Source organism: Mesorhizobium sp. RSR380A, from assembly GCF_054719385.1.
In genome coordinates this window covers 1,073,035-1,091,521 of sequence record NZ_JBTTIB010000001.1, presented here as the reverse complement: position 1 = coordinate 1,091,521, position 18,487 = coordinate 1,073,035, and the positions used below count along the sequence as shown (strand labels likewise).

At 60.3% G+C, this 18,487-nt stretch carries 15 protein-coding genes; 7 read left to right on the top strand and 8 right to left on the bottom strand.

Annotated features, from left to right (window positions below):
- Positions 1-316 precede the first annotated feature (316 nt).
- The gene (gene ku / locus ACYG9Z_RS05255) at positions 317-1,144 is read right to left on the bottom strand and encodes a non-homologous end joining protein Ku (protein ID WP_023681176.1); all 828 of its coding nucleotides are present in this window, start codon (positions 1,142-1,144) and stop codon (positions 317-319) included.
- 155 nt (positions 1,145-1,299) lie between these two features.
- Here ku and ACYG9Z_RS05250 point away from each other — a divergent pair, with 155 nt between their 5' ends.
- From ACYG9Z_RS05250 to ACYG9Z_RS05230, 5 genes are all read left to right on the top strand, one after another.
- Positions 1,300-1,842, top strand: a complete 543-nt coding sequence (locus tag ACYG9Z_RS05250; RefSeq protein ID WP_023700055.1) for a DUF6894 family protein — start codon at positions 1,300-1,302, stop codon at positions 1,840-1,842.
- A 23-nt stretch (positions 1,843-1,865) separates the two neighbouring features.
- Positions 1,866-2,486: a cysteine hydrolase family protein gene (locus tag ACYG9Z_RS05245; RefSeq protein ID WP_023687850.1), complete on the top strand. Its 621-nt coding sequence runs from the start codon at positions 1,866-1,868 to the stop codon at positions 2,484-2,486.
- A 449-nt stretch (positions 2,487-2,935) separates the two neighbouring features.
- Positions 2,936-3,070, top strand: coding sequence for a hypothetical protein (locus ACYG9Z_RS05240; protein WP_280790991.1), 135 nt, complete (start codon positions 2,936-2,938; stop codon positions 3,068-3,070).
- 183 nt (positions 3,071-3,253) lie between these two features.
- Positions 3,254-8,965, top strand: coding sequence for a HAMP domain-containing protein (locus ACYG9Z_RS05235; protein WP_031195793.1), 5,712 nt, complete (start codon positions 3,254-3,256; stop codon positions 8,963-8,965).
- Positions 8,913-11,051 (top strand): response regulator, encoded by a 2,139-nt coding sequence (locus ACYG9Z_RS05230; protein WP_245259910.1) that lies wholly within the window; start codon positions 8,913-8,915, stop codon positions 11,049-11,051. Before ACYG9Z_RS05235 ends, ACYG9Z_RS05230 begins: the two co-directional genes overlap by 53 nt.
- Before the next feature lie 125 nt (positions 11,052-11,176).
- Here ACYG9Z_RS05230 and ACYG9Z_RS05225 read toward each other — a convergent pair whose 3' ends face one another.
- From ACYG9Z_RS05225 to ACYG9Z_RS05195, 7 genes are all read right to left on the bottom strand, one after another.
- Positions 11,177-11,605, bottom strand: coding sequence for a GFA family protein (locus tag ACYG9Z_RS05225; RefSeq protein WP_084566308.1), 429 nt, complete (start codon positions 11,603-11,605; stop codon positions 11,177-11,179).
- Positions 11,598-11,789: a PPC domain-containing DNA-binding protein gene (locus tag ACYG9Z_RS05220; protein WP_023752145.1), complete on the bottom strand. Its 192-nt coding sequence runs from the start codon at positions 11,787-11,789 to the stop codon at positions 11,598-11,600. Before ACYG9Z_RS05220 ends, ACYG9Z_RS05225 begins: the two co-directional genes overlap by 8 nt.
- 26 nt (positions 11,790-11,815) lie before the next feature.
- Positions 11,816-12,133: a hypothetical protein gene (locus ACYG9Z_RS05215; RefSeq protein WP_023687854.1), complete on the bottom strand. Its 318-nt coding sequence runs from the start codon at positions 12,131-12,133 to the stop codon at positions 11,816-11,818.
- 269 nt (positions 12,134-12,402) lie between these two features.
- The gene (locus tag ACYG9Z_RS05210; RefSeq protein ID WP_023668089.1) at positions 12,403-13,374 is read right to left on the bottom strand and encodes an SDR family oxidoreductase; all 972 of its coding nucleotides are present in this window, start codon (positions 13,372-13,374) and stop codon (positions 12,403-12,405) included.
- 183 nt (positions 13,375-13,557) lie between these two features.
- A complete protein-coding gene (locus ACYG9Z_RS05205; protein ID WP_023691383.1) occupies positions 13,558-14,199 on the bottom strand; it encodes a hypothetical protein in 642 nt (213 codons plus the stop codon).
- 453 nt (positions 14,200-14,652) lie between these two features.
- Positions 14,653-15,633: a cell division protein FtsZ gene (ftsZ, locus tag ACYG9Z_RS05200; protein WP_023702103.1), complete on the bottom strand. Its 981-nt coding sequence runs from the start codon at positions 15,631-15,633 to the stop codon at positions 14,653-14,655.
- 318 nt (positions 15,634-15,951) lie between these two features.
- The gene (locus ACYG9Z_RS05195; protein WP_023752143.1) at positions 15,952-16,821 is read right to left on the bottom strand and encodes a LysR family transcriptional regulator; all 870 of its coding nucleotides are present in this window, start codon (positions 16,819-16,821) and stop codon (positions 15,952-15,954) included.
- Positions 16,822-17,056: 235 nt separating this feature from the next.
- Between ACYG9Z_RS05195 and ACYG9Z_RS05190 the strand changes: the two genes are divergently transcribed.
- Together ACYG9Z_RS05190 and ACYG9Z_RS05185 are read left to right on the top strand one after the other, a co-directional pair.
- Complete coding sequence (locus tag ACYG9Z_RS05190) at positions 17,057-17,212, top strand: DUF1127 domain-containing protein (protein ID WP_023681184.1); 156 nt, start codon at positions 17,057-17,059, stop codon at positions 17,210-17,212.
- A gap of 142 nt (positions 17,213-17,354) precedes the next feature.
- The gene (locus ACYG9Z_RS05185) at positions 17,355-18,452 is read left to right on the top strand and encodes a DUF930 domain-containing protein (protein WP_023752141.1); all 1,098 of its coding nucleotides are present in this window, start codon (positions 17,355-17,357) and stop codon (positions 18,450-18,452) included.
- The last annotated feature ends 35 nt before the right edge of the window (positions 18,453-18,487 follow it).

Sequence of the window (18,487 nt, the reverse complement as noted above, 5' to 3'; positions counted from 1 at the left end):
TCGCTTGGGCGTGGGGTTCGGCCCGCCACAGGTCGCGCGTCGCCGCGTCTGGAGGCGAAAGGGTCCTTTCACACCCCATGTATTTTACCGATGGCCAGCGGTCCTGGGGCTTGTCGACGCTCGATCAGAGTCCTGCGTTCCGGCTCCTTTGAGCGCAATGTTGGCATCCGCTGCCTCTGGCTCTTTGAGGACTGCCCTGTCGACGTTCTTGATCTCGGCCATAACTTGGTGGCCAACGGGCAACCGCGAGAATTGTTCCGAGCGATTTAGGGCGGCTGGGGCTGCTGTGCGGACCTTCTGGCTGGGCAGTTACCAACTATGCTGTCTTGCGTTTCGGTGAGGCTCTCTTTGTGGATCTCGCCAGCCCTTCCTGTTTGAGGCTCTTCTTCAGCACCTCAGCGAGGTTGATGACATTCTCCTGTGGCCTTGGTGCCGGCTTCGGCAGCTTCTTGCCTTTGCGCTTTGCATCGATCATGGCGATCAGCGCGTCTTCATAGGTGTCTTCAAATTTCGAGGGATCGAAGGTCGTCACTTTTTTGTCAATAAGCATGCCGGCGATTTCGAGCAGATCGGGGTCGTATTTCTGCTTGGCCAATCCATCGAACACAGTGCTTTCCGAAACCATTTCGTTGTGGTTGCGAAGCTCGGTCATCACCATCCCCTTGCCATAGGGCTGAATCAGCACTTCGCGGCCGCGCTGGTAGAGCACCACGCAGGATCGAGCAGCCACGCCCTTGTTCTTCATGGCATCGCGGATCACTCCGTATGCTTCGATTGCGGCGCCGTCGGCCGGGATCAGATAGTAGGGCTTCTCGAGATAGCGCGTATCGATATCGTCAATCGATACGAATTCGCCGACTTCGAGCGTGTGCTTCGACGTCAGCTTCAACGCCTTTATGTCGTCAGGTTCGATCTGGAGAAATTCGTCCTTTTCGATCTCGAAACCCTTCACCTGATCCGCTGCATCCACCAGCTTTCCGGTCTCCTCGTCGGCGTAGACGCTCCTGACCGGCAGACCGTCCTTGCGGTTCAAAATCTTGAAATGGATCTTGGATGCTTCGCTGGTTGCGCCGACAATCTTCACGCCGCAAGTAACCGAACCAACCTTCAAGAAGCCCTTCCAGGCAGCACGTGGCGCGGCCATTTTGCGCTTATCCCGTTTCCAGCTAGGGCAACGCGTTTCCGCTCGAATTGTTCCTGCGGCGGGGGCTCGGTGCACCGTGAATGTCCGGTGGGGGAAATCCTGTCGGTCTCGACAGCCGGGCCGGCGCCTGCATCCGCAGGAACCGAAAGCGCACCATGAACATTGTCAGACACAGGCAGGAGAGTGTCATGCAAGTCGTTCGGACCGAAGTGGTGAATGCCAGGGCGCCAGACGGGCAGTCGGTTCGCCGGGTGATATTTTGCGGCGAGGGCGGCGACTGCGTTACGGTGGACATGGCAAACGTCGGGATACAAGCTGAAGATGACGTGCTTGCCCGCGCAAAGGCAATCCTGGTCCAGACAGCGACCTTTGATCTCGCAGCCAATGAATATGACGCGAGCAGCAACGGCAATTTCGACCAGGTCGAGATAACCTCTGCAAGCGACGGCGCCGGCGACGTATATGTCTTTGAGTATCGCGATGGCGAAACCAGCCGACGCATACCGCCGTCGAGGATGGCGAGCCTTGAGGCGGCCCGGTCCGAAGCTATCCGCTGCGCAATCGATCTTCTCGCCGACCTGCAGCCTGGCACGGACGCTCTGTCCGGCTGGCTTGTGAGGGTATCCAACGAAAACGGTGAATTGCTTTACACTGTTGATGTGGCTGAGGCCGATGCAGCGCGGCAGGCAGGCCAGTAACCCAAACCCGACGGAATCCACCAGTGGCCGCCCAAGGATTGATTCACGGACCAATAGGCGACGATGGCCTGCATCTGTGCGTCGACATGCAGCGCCTGTTTGCGCCGGGTGGACCTTGGCCCGTGCCGTGGGCTGAAAAGGTGGTCCCGGCGATCGAAGAACTGGTCGCCAGACATGCCAGCCGTACCCTGTTCACGCGCTTCATTCCTGCCGCCCGCCCGGGCGAGGCGCCGGGAATGTGGGCAAACTACTATCGTCGGTGGGCGGAGGTAACCCTTTCCAACATCGATCCGCGCCTGATCGAGCTGATGCCTCAACTTGCACGATTTGTACCGCCGGCGACGGTGGTCGACAAACATGTCTATTCGCCCTGGACCGAGGGGCGGCTCGACGCGCTGCTGAGTGGCTCCGGCGTGCGTGCGCTCGTGATCACCGGTGGCGAAACCGACGTTTGCGTTCTCGCGACCGTGCTTGGCGCCATCGATCGTGGCTTTCGCGTCATTCTCGTCACCGATGCCATCTGCAGCTCTGCCGACCAGACCCATGACGCACTGATGGAAGTCTACCATTCCCGCTTCAGTGAGCAGATTGAGGCGGCCAGCATGGCGGAGGTGTTGGAGTGTTGGCCACAACTCACTCGCTGATCTGGGGGGCTCCAAGTGAAAGGGCCGACAATCGTCATTCTGGTCGGGCGGACTGTTTCAGTTGGCGGACGGCACTACAGTGAACCGGAAAACGTATATGAACGGCACGATTGCCTGATCTGCTCGCTCGCGTGAATCAGTGTCTGGAAGCGTACAAAGCCTTGCAGAGCTATCGACAGCGCGGCCAACCGTCATAGAATGGACAGGATACAGCGCCGAAGACTCGATGCCGGCATCTAGCAATCTTTGCGAGACATCCGGCGCCTCTGCCGTCGGCCTTCCGCTGGGAGGGTGATTTGCTGAAAAGCGAAGTCATTGACCTTGAAACCTAGTCGCTGGCAATCGCGCTGACGACATTGTGTCGACGGCGTTTGCGGTCGATGGAATCCGCGCAAGTTTCCTGAGTGTCGCTGCGACGACGAGGAATTGTCGGGCTTATGGTCCATGCCATGTCCGGCAAGAAAATTGCCGTGAGCTTCGACCACCGGGTGGCTGCCTCGCCTTCCGAGTTGCGCAACGCAATTCATGCCTCTCTGGCAATGGCAAACGGCTATGACGTGTCGTGGTCGGCTGAAGCACGATAAATCCACAACCGCATCATGAAAATCCGGCGTTCAAACCAAGGCGCAACCGTCGGCCTGGAATTCACGGCACGATGGAACAAAATTGAAGATGCCGCGTTTGGGGTCTTGCGGCGCGATCCACCATTGGCCGCGGGGGCAACTTTATCCGTATAAATCCATAGGGCTGGGAGTGGCGCTGTGACCGTGCAGGCATCCAAGAAGCAATTGGACCGTCGAAGCATCCTGAATTCTCTGAAAGCCTTCCGGCGCGGCGATTTCTCCGTCCGCATCGACAATGTTTATGAAGGCCTCGATTCTGAGATAGCTGAGACTTTCAATGAGATCGCTGACCTCAACGACCAAGTGACGCGCGAGTTCGAGCGCTTGAGCCGGGTCGTCGGCAAGGAGGGGCGGATAGGCGAGCGCGGCCGGGTTCGCAATGCCACCGGCAGTTGGGAATCCAGTGTCCGTTCAGTCAATGATCTCATCGAAGACATGGTTCAGCCAACGGCTGAGGTTGCGCGCGTTATCGGCGCCGTCGCCAAGGGCGACCTTTCGCAGACCATGATGGTCGAAATTGATGGCCGACCGCTGCGCGGCGAATTCCTGCGCATCGGCAAGATCGTCAACACCATGGTCGGCCAGTTGGCCTCCTTCGCCTCTGAGGTGACGCGCGTGGCGCGCGAGGTCGGTACGGAAGGCAAGCTCGGCGGCCAAGCCCGGGTCAAGGGCGTCGCCGGCACGTGGAAAGATCTGACCGACAACGTCAACGCGATGGCCACGAACCTGACCGGGCAAGTGCGCAACATCGCGGAGGTTACGACGGCGGTCGCGTCGGGCGACCTGTCGAAGAAGATCACAGTCGATGTCAAGGGCGAAATCCTAGAACTGAAGAACACCATCAACACGATGGTGGACCAGCTTAATTCCTTCGCTTCGGAAGTGACGCGCGTGGCGCGCGAGGTCGGCACTGAAGGCAAGCTTGGCGGCCAGGCGCGCGTTGAGGGTGTTGGTGGTACGTGGAAGGATCTGACCGACAATGTGAATTCCATGGCCGAGAACCTGACTGGCCAGGTGCGCAACATCGCCGAAGTGACGACCGCGGTGGCTTTGGGCGACCTGTCGAAGAAGATTACGGTGGACGTGAAGGGCGAGATTCTCGAGCTGAAATCCACGATAAACACGATGGTGGACCAGCTGAATTCATTCGCGGGCGAGGTCACGCGCGTGGCACGCGAGGTTGGCACCGAAGGCAAGCTTGGCGGCCAGGCGCAGGTGCGCGGCGTCGCCGGCACCTGGAAGGACCTCACCGACAACGTCAACTCGATGGCCGAGAACCTGACCGGTCAGGTGCGCAATATCGCCGAGGTGACCACGGCGGTCGCGTCGGGCGATCTGTCCAAGAAGATCACGGTCGCCGTGCAAGGCGAAATCCTGGAACTCAAGGACACCATCAACACGATGGTCGACCAACTGAACTCCTTTGCCTCGGAAGTGACGCGCGTGGCACGCGAGGTCGGCACCGAAGGCAAGCTGGGCGGCCAGGCAGAGGTGAGGGGCGTCGGCGGCACATGGAAGGATTTGACCGACAACGTCAATCTCATGGCCGCCAACCTGACTGGCCAGGTTCGAAACATCGCAGAAGTCACCACCGCCGTGGCGCGCGGCGACCTGTCGAAGAAGATCACCGTCGACGTCAAAGGCGAGATCCTGGAGCTCAAGGACACCGTCAACACGATGGTCGACCAACTGAACTCCTTCGCCTCTGAGGTCACGCGTGTGGCCCGCGAAGTGGGATCGGAAGGCAAGCTTGGTGGCCAGGCGCATGTCGAAGGCGTCGGTGGCACCTGGAAGGATCTGACCGACAACGTCAACGCCATGGCCGGCAATTTGACGGTGCAGTTGCGTGACGTGTCGAAGGTGGCAACGGCCATAGCGACCGGCGACTTGACCCAGAAGATCACCGTCGACGCGCTGGGCGAGATCTTGCAGATCAAGGACGTCATCAACACGATGGTCGACCAGCTCAATTCCTTCGCTTCGGAAGTGACACGTGTGGCGCGCGAGGTCGGCTCCGATGGCAAGCTCGGCGGCCAGGCCCAGGTGCGCGGCATCGGCGGCACGTGGAAGGATCTGACCGAAAACGTCAACGCCATGGCGGCCAACCTGACCGGCCAGGTGCGCAACATCGCCGAGGTAACCACCGCCGTGGCGCTCGGGGACCTTTCGAAGAAGATCACCGTCGATGTCCGCGGCGAGATCCTGGAGCTGAAGGACACCATCAACACAATGGTGGACCAGCTTAATTCCTTCGCTTCGGAAGTCACGCGCGTGGCACGCGAGGTCGGCACGGAAGGCAAGTTGGGAGGCCAGGCGCAGGTGCGCGGCGTTGCCGGCACGTGGAAGGATCTCACAGACAATGTGAACTCGATGGCCGAGAATCTGACCGGCCAGGTGCGCAACATCGCCGAAGTCACGACCGCCGTGGCGCGCGGCGACCTGTCGAAGAAGATCACCGTCGATGTGAAGGGCGAAATCCTGGAGCTCAAGTCGACCATCAACACCATGGTGGACCAGTTGAACTCCTTCGCCGGCGAGGTCACCCGAGTCGCGCGTGAGGTTGGCACCGAGGGCAAGCTTGGTGGCCAGGCGCGCGTCGAAGGTGTTGCCGGTACCTGGAAGGACCTGACCGACAACGTCAACCTGATGGCGACGAACTTGACCAATCAGGTGCGCGGCATCGCCGATGTCGTGACGGCGGTCGCGCAAGGCAATCTCAGGCGCAAACTGACGGTCGACGCGAAGGGAGAGATCGCCCTGCTGGCCGACACCATCAACGGCATGATCGAGACGCTTGCCACCTTTGCCGACCAGGTGACCAACGTCGCCCGTGAGGTGGGCATCGAGGGTAAGCTCGGTGGTCAGGCGCGTGTGCCAGGTGCCGCCGGCCTCTGGCGCGACCTGACCGACAATGTCAATCAACTCGCTGCCAATCTGACCACCCAGGTGCGTGCCATCGCCGAGGTTTCGACGGCGGTGACCAAGGGCGATCTTACCCGTTCGATCAGCGTCGAAGCCTCCGGCGAGGTCGCCGCGCTGAAAGACAACATCAACGAAATGATCCGCAATCTGAAGGATCAGACGCTGAAGAATGCCGAGCAGGACTGGTTGAAGACCAATCTCGCCCGGTTTTCGCGCATGCTGCAAGGCGAGCGCGACCTTGCCACCGTCTCGCGGCTCATCATGTCCGAACTCGCTCCTCTGGTGAACGCCCAGTATGGGGTGTTCTACGTCACCAATCGCGACGAGGAGGAATCCTATCTTGAGCTGGCGGCTTCCTATGGCGCCGAGAGCAAGGCTGCCATCAAGCAGCGGCTTGATCTGCGAGAGGGCCTGGTTGGGCAAAGTGCCGCCGACAAGCGCGCCATCATGCTGGACAATGTGCCGCCAGAATTCCTTCGGGTCACATCTGGTCTTGGCAGCGCCTCGCCAGCCAATGTCATCATCCTGCCTGCCCTGTTCGAGGATGAAGTCAAAGCCGTCATCGAGCTCGCCTCGTTCGGCGAGTTTCGTGACACACACCAGTCGTTCCTCAACCAGCTCATGGAATCCGTCGGCATCGTTCTCAACACCATCGCTGCGACGATGCGCACGGAGGGCCTGCTCAAGCAGTCGCAACTGCTGACGTCGGAATTGCAAGCGCGTCAAACCGAGCTGACAAAAAAGCAGGAAGAGCTGCATGCGACAAACGAGGAGCTGCAGGAAAAGGCGCAGCTGCTCGAGAACGAAAAGAAGCAGGTCGAAAACAAGAATCTCGAAATCGAGATGGCGCGACGCGCGCTGGAGGAAAAAGCCGAGCAACTGGCGCTCACGTCGAAATACAAATCCGAATTCCTGGCCAATATGAGCCACGAACTGCGCACGCCGCTCAATTCGCTGCTCATTTTGTCAAACCTGCTGGCGACCAACCAGCACGGCAACCTCAACGAAAAACAGGTAGAGTTCGCCCGCACCATCAATTCGGCAGGAACCGATCTTCTCAGCCTCATCAACGATATCCTCGATCTGTCGAAGATCGAGTCGGGCACTGTTTCCATCGACATCAACGATATGCCGGTGACGCATCTTCGCCAGCATATGGAACGAACTTTTCGTCAGCTGGCAGCCGACAAGGGACTTGGCTTCACCATCAAGGTCGATCCGGCGCTTCCCGACACGGTCCGCACAGATGAGAAACGCTTGCAGCAGATTGTCCTCAACCTGCTTTCCAACGCATTCAAATTCACCTCGGAAGGCGAGGTCAGCCTGAACTTCCGGGTTGAAAAGGCCGGCCGCCGCAATGGCGCGACGCAGCCGGTGAAGGCTCTCGCGATCGCCGTCACCGACACCGGCATTGGCATTCCAGAAGACAAACAGAAGCTGATTTTCGAGGCCTTCCAGCAGGCCGACGGCACCACCAGCCGCAAGTATGGCGGCACCGGCCTTGGGCTCTCGATCAGCCGCGAGATCGCTCGCTTGCTTGGCGGCGAATTGCGGGTCGAAAGCACGCCGGGCAAGGGGTCGACATTTACCCTCATCATCCCGTTCGACGGCCCCCGCGTGACGACAGTACAGTCGACCTTGGCTCCGGCGGCGGAGGCGGTTGCTGCGACAGCTCTGCTCAGCAGTCCGCCCTCGGCAGAGCTGATCGACGACCGCGATTCAATCCTACCCACCGATCGGATCGTGTTGATCGTCGAAGACGATCCGACCTTTGGCGGGTTGCTGCTTGGCCTCGCCCGGTCGGCCGGGCTGAAAGGCGTTCTGTCGACTGCAGGTTCCGGCACGCTGGCATTGGCCCGCAAGCTCGTTCCCGACGCAATCACACTTGATCTCGGACTTTCGGATATCGATGGCTGGGTGCTTTTCGATCTGCTGCGGCATGACCAGAAGACGAGGGGAATTCCTATCCATGTCATCTCGGGTGCCGAAGACATCGACAGTCTCGCACGCAAGGGGGCGTCCAGCATTTCCACCAAGCCCGTTTCCTCGGACGAGCTGATGAAGGTGTTTCAGGATATCCACTCGAAGAAGCTCCGCGTTCAGCGCCGCGTTCTGGTCGTGGACCCTGACCCGGAGCGGCGTCTGGCTCTGGTCGAGGCAATCCGCGACGGCGTAACGTCGGTCACCGCGATCGGTCGTGTTGCGGCAAATGCAGAAGACGTTGGCCTCGCCTTCTATGATGCCGTCGTGCTCGGCTTTGGACGCTCCGCCAAGGACAACGCAAAGGCGCTGGACGAGATCACCGGCCAATTCGGCGAAGCCTTGCCGCAGCTGCTGTTCTTTACACCTCACCCGGACGCGCTTGAACAGGTACTGGCATTGAACCCGGCCTTGGCGGAAGCACCGCGGGCGGAGAACTTCGCTCAATTGGCGCTGCATATTTCGGCAACGCTGCCGGGAGAAGGTCGCCAAGAGGCCTGGGCAGGAACTGAACACAACGGCAAGTCCGATCTCGCCGGGGCGAAAGTTCTCATCGTCGACGACGACATTCGTAACATTTATTCGCTCACGAGTGTTCTGGAGACCTATGACATACAGGTTCTGCATGCCGAGCGGGGCCGTGATGGCATCGCGCTTCTTGAACAGGCGCCCGATGTCGACGTGGCATTGATCGATATCATGATGCCGGAGATGGACGGCTACGAGACGATGCGGCGGATTCGCGGCACACCGGCGATTGCTCATATCCCGCTGATTTCCGTCACCGCAAAGGCGATGAAGGGGGATCGGCAAAAATGTCTGGATGCCGGGGCTTCCGACTACATCGCCAAACCCGTCGATCTGGATCTCCTGCTGGCGCTGCTTCGTGTCTGGATCGGACGTGCCCGATCCCGTGTCGAGAGCCCGGAAAAAATTCTCCTGGCAGCGAACTGACGGCCGTTCGATGCAAAAGCTGGCAAGAAACAGGGTAAGGAAACTTGAGGTGGCAGCTCTTGCCGAAGGGCCGGCAAGAGCCCGTATCCTGGCGGTGGACGACGATGAGCGCAATCTGCTGGCGATCAGCGAAGTGCTCGCGACTATCGGAGAGGTCATCTGCGCCCAATCGGGCGAAGAGGCTCTGCGCTTTTTGCTGAAAGAGGAGTTCGCCGTCATTCTCCTGGATGTCCTCATGCCAGGGTTGGACGGGTATGAAACGGCCGCACTTATCCGCCAGCGCGAGCAATCCAAGCGCACCCCAATCATCTTCTTGACCGCCATCAACAAGGAGGATGCGCATATGCTGCGCGGCTATGATGCCGGCGCGGTCGACTATGTGTTCAAGCCATTCGATCCGATCATGCTGCGTTCGAAAGTCGCGGTTTTCGTCGAACTCCACGAGAAGACGCTCGAGATCCAGCGCAAGGCGGAGGTCGAGCAGGGACTATTGGCGCAGGCGTTGCAGGCGCACAAGGACAAGCTTCAGGCCGAACGCGCGCTGCGCAGCGCCGAGCAACGGCAGGACGCCATCCTGAATTCGTTGCCGGTCTGCTTTCATGCTCGGGCAGCCGAGCCGCCCTTTGCGGCGCGCTTTGTTACGGAGGGCGTCGAGCGCTTGACCGGCTTTGCGCCTGAATACCTGACATCGGATCCAGAGTTCGGTCTCAGCCGCGTTCATCCGGACGACCTGCCGCGATTGAGGGAAGCGCTGCTGGCGGCAAAAACCACCGGCTCCTATACGTGCGAGTTCCGCTGGCAATGCGCCAATGGCGAGTATCGCATTTTTCTCGACCAGGGGGTGATGTCGGACGGCTCAGATGGCCGTGAACCGGAAATCATCGGCACATTGCTTGACATCACCGAGCGGCGCGGTCTTGAGGATCAGCTGCTTCAATCCCAGCGCATCGACGCTATCGGCAAGCTAACCGGCGGCCTGGCGCATGATTTCAACAACCTGCTCGCCGCAATTCTCAGTGGGTTAGGGCTGCTTGAACGCCGGGCCACGTTGGATGATCAGGCGCAACAGGTACTCGACCTGACGCGGCGTTCTGCAAAACAAGGCGCTGACCTTGTGGCGCGAATGCTGGCATTCTCGCGGCGCCAGACCCTGAAGCCGGAAGCGGTGCGCCTTGCTGCGCTGGGCGACACGATGAATGGATTGGTGGCGCCCGTACTGGGGGGGTTGATCCGTTTCGACTGGCAGATCGATGACACGATCTGGCCGGTGCATGTCGATGCAGGCCAACTTGAATTGGCCCTGATGAATCTGGTTTTCAACGCGCGTGACGCCATGCCCTCTGGCGGGACAATAACCGTGCATGCGCAGAATCGATCGATCGTGACGCAAACAGAGGATATTCCGCCGGGCGACTATGTCCTGATCGCCGTCAAGGACACCGGATCCGGCATACCACCCGATCTTGTCGCCAAGGTCGTCGAACCGTTCTTCACCACCAAGCCGGTCGGTAAGGGAACGGGCCTCGGTCTCAGCACGGTCTACGGCTTCATGAAGCAGTCAGGTGGGACACTTCGCATAGAAAGCGTCGTCAACCGCGGAACTACCATGCAACTCTGGCTGCCACGTTCGACCGAACAGCCGGTGGATCCTGCGGTGGAACCCGACATTGAACGAGCGTTCGCCGATGCCGGAATGGAGCACCCATCAATCCTCCTGATCGACGACAGCCATGTTTTGCGGCAATTGACCGCCGAGTCCCTTCGCCAGCGCGGTTTCGAGGTGACCTGCGCGGGAGGAGGGGCGGAGGCGCTGGGCATGATGGAGCGCACTCCCGACAAGTTCGACGTCATTATCACCGACTTCGCCATGCCACTCGTATCCGGCGTCGACGTAATCCGCTTCGCGCGCAATTTGCGCTCGGACTGGCCAGCGGTCATGATCACGGGCTATGCCGATGCCCGGGAGATTGCCGATCGGCCGGCCGACGTGCCCTTGCTCGGCAAGCCCTTCCGCGACGAGGATCTGTTCGAAGCGATTTTCCTCGCGATAGAGAATGCGGCCCCCCAAAGGATCAAAACCGGCTAGCGCTTAGGGCTTGTCGACGGTCTGGCCACGTCGGCAGGCCGGGCAGATCGAGACCGCACTTTCGGGGCACGGCGACAAGGGCCGCATTCCTGATCGGCAATCTAGGTCATTCGCAACAGGCGGCGCTACCAGCGCTCCTCGGTGTCGCGGTCCGGTAGGTCTATTCCGCAGCACACCCAACCAAGGCGCTGCGCTGAACCGTAGTTGTACCGAGGCACCAGGTGAGCCGGATCATCGAAGGTACCGACGTGCAGCGCGATCTCGGTTGGCGACGCGTCGTAGCAAAGGCTGAGCGGCGACCCGCATTCTGGGCAGAAGCCTCTTTGCGCGATCGGCGAAGACCTTCGATATGTTGGCGTTCCGGAATTCCAGGTCAGGCTTTGGCAGGGCATCCAGGCAAGAACTGCAAACGCGCTGCCGGTCGCTCGTCTGCACATATCGCAGTGGCAGTAGTGAACCCTCGGTTCGATCCCGGCGCTGAATCGGATCCTGCCACAGAGACATCCGCCCTTGATGGCCAAGGAGCCGGGTAGGCGCTTGCCAACCTCACGCATCAAGATCGATCAAGGCGGCGCCGAACGCTCCGATCGCAGTCAAAGAGGCACTGCCGATGTTCTTGTCGGCGATGTTCTTGTCGGTTGCGAAGGCGGTCAGCGCGGCGAAGCGTTCGTCGCCGAGGTCGAGCACCACGACGAAAATTCTTTGCCCGCTAACCTGATCGACGAGCTTGGGTTTCATGGCGTTCCGAACCTGTTGCGGGGCAGTTAATGGGCATGGTGCTCGGCATTCCGCTTGCGTGTTGCCGCTGCCTTCTTTGCCGATTCCGATCGGCTTGCGGCTGACCGTGAAGCCGATGCCTTGCCGCCGCTTTTCCCACCCTTGTGGGCCGCGGGGTGTCCGGTGTGTTTACCACGACCCGAGCCGCCTTCTTTCTTGCCGCCGCCATCGTCCTTGTTGACGGTCGCCCATGCCCGGCGCTCGGATTCCTTCTCGGAAACACCGCGCTTCTCATAGCCTGCGGCAATGTGGTCGGCTTTGCGTTCCTGTTTGTCGCTGTATTTCGATTTGTCGCCTCGTGGCATGGTCGTTCTCCTGGCTCAATGACGTTTGAACGGTATGCCGGCGGGAGAGTTCCAAGCGGAAATTCAGAAAATTGAAAACGCGAGCGAGGATTTCGACCAACACGGAGCGCTATTGGTCCGGAGCCGTGGCGGGTGCCGTGTAGCGGCGGCGCACGGCACCGATCACGCGTTTCTTGAAGCGATCGAGCGCGGCAAGCGTCTCCCTGGAGACGACGTCGTCGCGTGCCGTCTACTCGGTAGCCCAATGCAACGAAATACGTTCCGCGACCTCAGTAGCCACCGACCACCGGCAGGATCTCTCCCGTGATGTAACTCGAGCAATGCGACGAGGCGAGGAACACGTAAGCCGGGGCAAGTTCTTCCGGTTGCGCTGGCCGTTTCATCGGCGTATCCGCGCCGAATTTCGAGACGTCGTCGGCTTCCTTGTCCGAAGGGTTGAGCGGCGTCCACACCGGACCTGGCGCGACCGCGTTTACCCGGATGCCCTTGCCGACCAGATTGCCCGAAAGCGCTCGCGTGAAGGCATGAATGCCGCCCTTGGTCATCGAATAGTCAACCAGTTGCTTGGAACCGTCGATGCCGGTCACCGAACCGGTATTGATGATCGCGGAGCCCGGCTCCATGTGCGGCACGCTCTCCTGCGCCATATGAAAATAGCCGTAAAGATTGGTCTTCAGCGTCGTGTCGAAATGTTCCTCGGTCAGGTCGTTGAAGTCACTGGAATGGATTTGGAAAGCGGCGTTGTTGACCAGCACGTCGATCCTGCCGAATTTTTCGACCGTCAGCGCCACGGCGTTGCGGCAATGCTCGCGTTCACTGACATCGGCTTTTATCAGTATGCAACGCCGGCCTTCCTTTTCGACGGCGTTTTTGGTCGCTTCGGCGTCCCTGTCTTCACTCAAGTATACGATCGCAATGTCGGCGCCCTCGCGGGCGAACAAGACTGCCACCGAACGGCCGATGCCGGAATCACCACCCGTGATAAGCGCTACCTTGTCATCGAGTTTTTTCGATCCGAGGTAGTAAGGCGCATCGTAGAGCGGAGCGGGCTCGATCGCCCATTCATGCCCCGGTTTGGGTTGATGCTGCTCGGGAAAAGGTGGCTCGGGATATTTGCGGGCGCCGGCTTGCATCGCTTGTTGCATTTTGCCAATGCTCTTCGTCTCGTCTTTGGCGTCGATACCACGCTGGATATGGCGTTGCTTGGCGGCTTCGGCTGAAGTCTGCGACTTAGTCTGCATGGCTTTCTCCTGTGCTCGGAGAACGAACAACGCATGCCGGGCAAAAAAGTTTGCGCAAATATCTCGATCCCGAAAGGGCTCGCCATTGCGAACAGCCTGCGAGGGGCGTGGAGCATTGGTCGTCAATAAGATCGGAATTGCCATGCCGGTGGCGTTCACACAAACACCACATTCATTACCCGCTCAAAGCACGCTCTTTTCAGAACCATAGGGTTTGGCAATGCGGACCATGCCTTTCGTCCGAAGGCGCTGGTATAAATAGAAAATCGTCATTAAGCCGATTGCTGTTCCAGCACCAAGACACAGCGCGAGCAATAGTTCTGCACCGACACGAAACGCAAGCAGAGTAACGCCCGCCGCAGCGACGATGGCATTTATGAATGCGATCATAGTAGCTGCAGTGGTCAGGTACGCCAGGAGAGGCCCAGTACGAAGAGAAGGTTCGGCGTCATTTTCGGGCCAGCGACCGAATTCCTTGGAAAACTGGAAGGCAGCCTCGTCGCCCAAAGTTCGATAGTAGGCTCTGATCCGGGCAATGCCGATATGGGCCTGCATGTTCTCAGCGGCGATGTCGACCAACCTCAAGACGGTAAAGGCACCCAGTAAAAAGACCGATGGCAGCACAACCGCGACAAACGGCAGGAAGAACTCGGAGGACTGCGTAACAAAGCCCGTTGCCACCAGAGCGCTCGACAGAGCCATAATGTAGATGGTCGTCCGCGACGCCATTTCACTTATGGACGTGCTGATCGCTGTCTGCTGCACGAAATGCTCTGTCGTCAGGGCCGCGAGAAACGAAGCATCGGGTGTCGGCGTGTCAGCCATGGAGTATGCTCCTGTCGGGTCGACCTGAGTTTTTCTTCGATATAGCGCTTGCGAGGCTGGCCGCCACTGGACGCTCCCGACGTCTGACCCATGCCGGTTTTATTGTGCCATATCCAGCGAGCCCGCATCACCGATCAGAAAGGGCCGATCATGTGGTCAGCAGACGCTGGCCATATCGCAGGCGAAATGTCTGCCGCGGTCAATCTGTATGGCCTCCTGTTGGGGATCCGGGTCGAAGCGCATTCGCGGCGCGGTTGCAGTTGGGAGCGGTTCCGCGGCGGCGCTGATGCGAGTTCGCGCATTCGTGGCAGCGGCCTCGAAACAAATTCGGTCTCTAGGCCGGCAACGCGAATTCACCGGCAAGTTCAATGGTGCGGGCTTGGGCCGACTTTTCGGTGGCGAAGCCCATGACCACGGTCCACCAGACTCATAAATCAGCAGCCCGGATCCTGCCTACTGCGGTATCTCCAGGCCCTGCCGCAATCCTGTCGCGACGACTGAGACCCTGAATTTTCCGGCGAGTGCCCGGTCGAATATGGCGCCGACGATGATGTCGGCGTCGGCGTCGACCTCCTCGCGGATGCGGGTGGCGGCCTCATCGACTTCGAACAGCGTCATGTCCATGCCGCCCGAGATCGAGACCAGGACGCCCTTGGCGCCGATCATCGAGGCTTCGTCGAGAAGCGGGTTTGCTATCGCCGCTTCGGCGGCCTTCCTGGCGCGGTCCTCGCCCGTGGCTTCCCCGGTACCCATCATTGCGCGACCCATGTCGCGCATCACCGACTTCACGTCGGCGAAGTCGAGATTGATCAGCCCCTCCTTGACGATGAGATCGGTTATGCAGCCGACGCCGGAATAAAGGACGCGATCAGCCATGGCGAAGGCGTCCGCGAAAGTCGTCTTTGCGTCGGCGATCCTGAAGAGGTTCTGGTTCGGAATAACGATCACGGTATCGGCGCATTCGCGAAGCTGCTCGATGCCCTCTTCGGCGGCTTGCATGCGGCGCTTCCCTTCGAAGGTGAACGGCTTGGTGACGACGGCCACGGTCAGGATGCCGGCTGCCCGTGCAGCGTTCGCTATGACGGGCGCGGCACCGGTTCCAGTTCCGCCTCCCATGCCGGCGGTCACGAAGCACATATGGGTTCCCGCAAGGTGGTCCCTGATCTCGTCGATCGATTCCTCGGCTGCCGCGCGGCCGACCGCGGGCAGCGACCCGGCGCCCAGGCCTTCCGTGACATGGGCACCCAGCTGGATCAGCCGCGATGCTTTCGACATGGTCAGTGCCTGGGCATCGGTGTTGGCGACGATGAACTCCGCACCCTGCAGATTTTCGGCAATCATGTTGTTGACCGCGTTGCCGCCGCCACCGCCCACACCAATGACGGTTATCTTCGGCCGCATTTCCGAGATGACGGGCCTTGCCGCGGTGCTCATCGTCTTGTCTCCTTGGAATTGATCGACAAAAAAGTTCCCGGAACGCGCCGCTTGAACACGCCAGGTGCAAGAATCAGGTTCTATCGCCTTGGCACAGGGAATCAGAGGGTGAACTTTGCGGCAAGACAAGATGTGGGACTTGTATCATATACGCCTGAATGAGCCGACCTTTTGAATGGGTCTAGTCCAATGTTCCGGAATTCGCTCGGCTTCTGGCCAGCGAAAATCCACAATCCGGGATCCAACCCCTTCAAGCTTCACGCGCCCGCCTCACGCGCGAGAACCTTGAGAATCTGGCGGCCGATCGACGCCTGACGCTTAGCGGATCGGCATCTTGCCGCGAAACAACGGCTGATGGGCCCGCATCAGAGCGGCAATCCGGTCGGCAATCTTTCGTACTGGCGGGGAGTGGCGTTCCTCATGATGGGTGACGATCCACTGGTCGGTTTCGAGTTCGGGGATAGGCTGAGCGACGCGAACCAGCCGCGGATCGCTGTCGCCGACGAAACACGGAAACACGGAAAGGCCGGCGCCCGCGGCCACAAGTTCTCGCACCGAATGGGTGTTGTTGCCTCGCACGGCGATGCGGTCGCCATGATGGGCTTGCAGCCAGCGCGCCGAGGCGACGTTTGCTCCTTCGCCGGTGACGCCGACGAACAAGCCGGCAGCGATGCCGTTGATCAGGTGGCGTCCGGAATAAATGGCATACGCGACCTTGCCGCTCTGGCGGCCGGCCAGCCACTGTTCGGTTGGACGCTCGCTGCGGATGCCGATATCGGCGGCGCGGCGACCGATGTCGACCCGGTCGGTGGTGGTGACGAGTTCCACCCTGATGCCGTCATCGACCGTCCAGATTTCGCCGATATGGGCCGAAACGAAGGCCGAGGTCCAAGGCCCGGCCGAGACGCGGACAATGCGGTCGGGCAGGTTTCCCTCGCGCCAGCGGGTCAGCGACTGCATTGCTGCTTCGACGTCTTCGGCGCGCCGCAGCAGTTCTTCACCGACCGGGGTTAGCCGGTAGCCGGTCTGCTGCCGTACGAACAGCGCTTCGCCGATCTGCTTTTCGAGCGCGGTGACGCGTCGTCCCAGTGTGGCTGCGCTGAGGCGCGTGGTTGCCGTAGCCGCGCTCAGGCCACCCAGCCGCGCAACGTCGAGAAACAACCTCAGATCGTCCCAGCCAATATCCATTTTGCAGAAATGAAAAACTCCTTGCGACCGTGGCTGTAGCGCGAAGCGGCCATCACGCGCAAGTATATAGGCATTGGAAGCGCTTGATAATTCTGCCCTGGCGGGAAAATGACAGGCACCTCGGTTGGCCAGGCAGTCAGCGCAATCCGTTCGATCGTGCATACGCTTTGCGCGATTGCTTTGCGTTTTCGACCAATCCAAGAGCGTGGGTATCCTGCTCGCCAAGGAGACGATCATGTTGCATGAACTTCGACACCGTTTCGCCCGCTGGCTTGCCTATCGCCAGACGCTTGCGAGCTTGAGGCGGCTTCCAGACAGCATATTGGCGGATGCGGGCCTTTCTCGCGAAGAGCTCCGCGAGCGTGCCCGCGACGCCAGCCTGCGTCGCTGAGATTGGAGGCGGGCATGCAGAGAATGGAGCCGGCGGCGAGAAGCAATCAGGCGTCGTCTCCTCACTGCTGAGCTGCGGCTAAATCGTGCCAATGCAGTGGCCATGCTTGATGCGGCCGCAGTTTCGCTCCACATCGAAAGGGATGAAGACCGAGACATCCGAGCGGCGGCGGACTTTGCTGTGGGCCTTGCCCGCATCGCTGGTCCTGCACGCGCTTATCACTGCGTTCCTGGTCTACGGCCTGCCCATTCCTCCCGAGCAGCCGCAGGAGGAGCAACCGGTGAACGTCGCGCTCGTGCCGCCGCCCGAACAGCCAAAACCGAAACCCGCTCCCGCGCCGCCGCCACCGCAACCTGGAAAGCCGCCGGAGCAGAAGGTTGAAAAGCCGGCACCGGAAAAGCTGCCGCCGATCGAGGTCCTGAAGCCTGTTTTTCAGTTCGGCGACAAAGACACTGGCCCCAAAAAATCCTTGGATGGAGGCAGCGCTCAAGACAATGCGCCATCGCCGGCCAAGGATAACGAGCCACAGTCGGCTGTCGCGCCAAAGTATGCGGAGAGTAAACCCGCCCCAGCGCCAGACGCCGGAGAGCCGGCAGAGTCAGCCAAGATTAATGAGAAGCCGGAAGCGGACAAACGGGAGGCTGCGACCCCACCCGCTGACAAACAGGCATCCGCGGCCGCAATGCCTTTGGCTGCCCATGGGGACGACGGTGAGATCGAGCTTCCCGCGTCGGCTCAGGCGCCTCGGACCAGACCCGAAAACGTGCCGAAACGCCGCCCCGCAAAGGCTACGAAGTCAGGACGCGGAATCACCGAAGAGCCAAACTCCATCGACGTGGCCTCGGCTACACCGCGGCCATATTCGGGCCTTCCGGGCGTTCGCAAACTCTTTTCGCAAGGCGCTACCGGTGATGTGTTCGCAACGAACTCGATGGCCGACGTGCCTCGCGATCAACGGGCCGCCAGACTTTGCGCCAGCGTTCTTGAGCAAGAGTTGAACGACGCCTCTTATTCTCCCCAATTGATCCCAAGCATTCCGCTCAAGGCCGGCAATGTTCTTGACGCCCCAGACACCGCTTTCCGCACGGCAACGACATGGTACCATCTGAGCTTTCGGTGCGGTATCGACATCAATGCGACGCGGGTCACGTCGTTCGCCTTCCGCGTCGGAGCCGCCGCCTCGCCAGAGGAAAGCGCCTTTCTTGATCGGGACGTCCGTCGGCGGCGCGGTCCCGGCTGAGACGGCCCCCAGTAGTCTGCCGGGGGGCACATCGA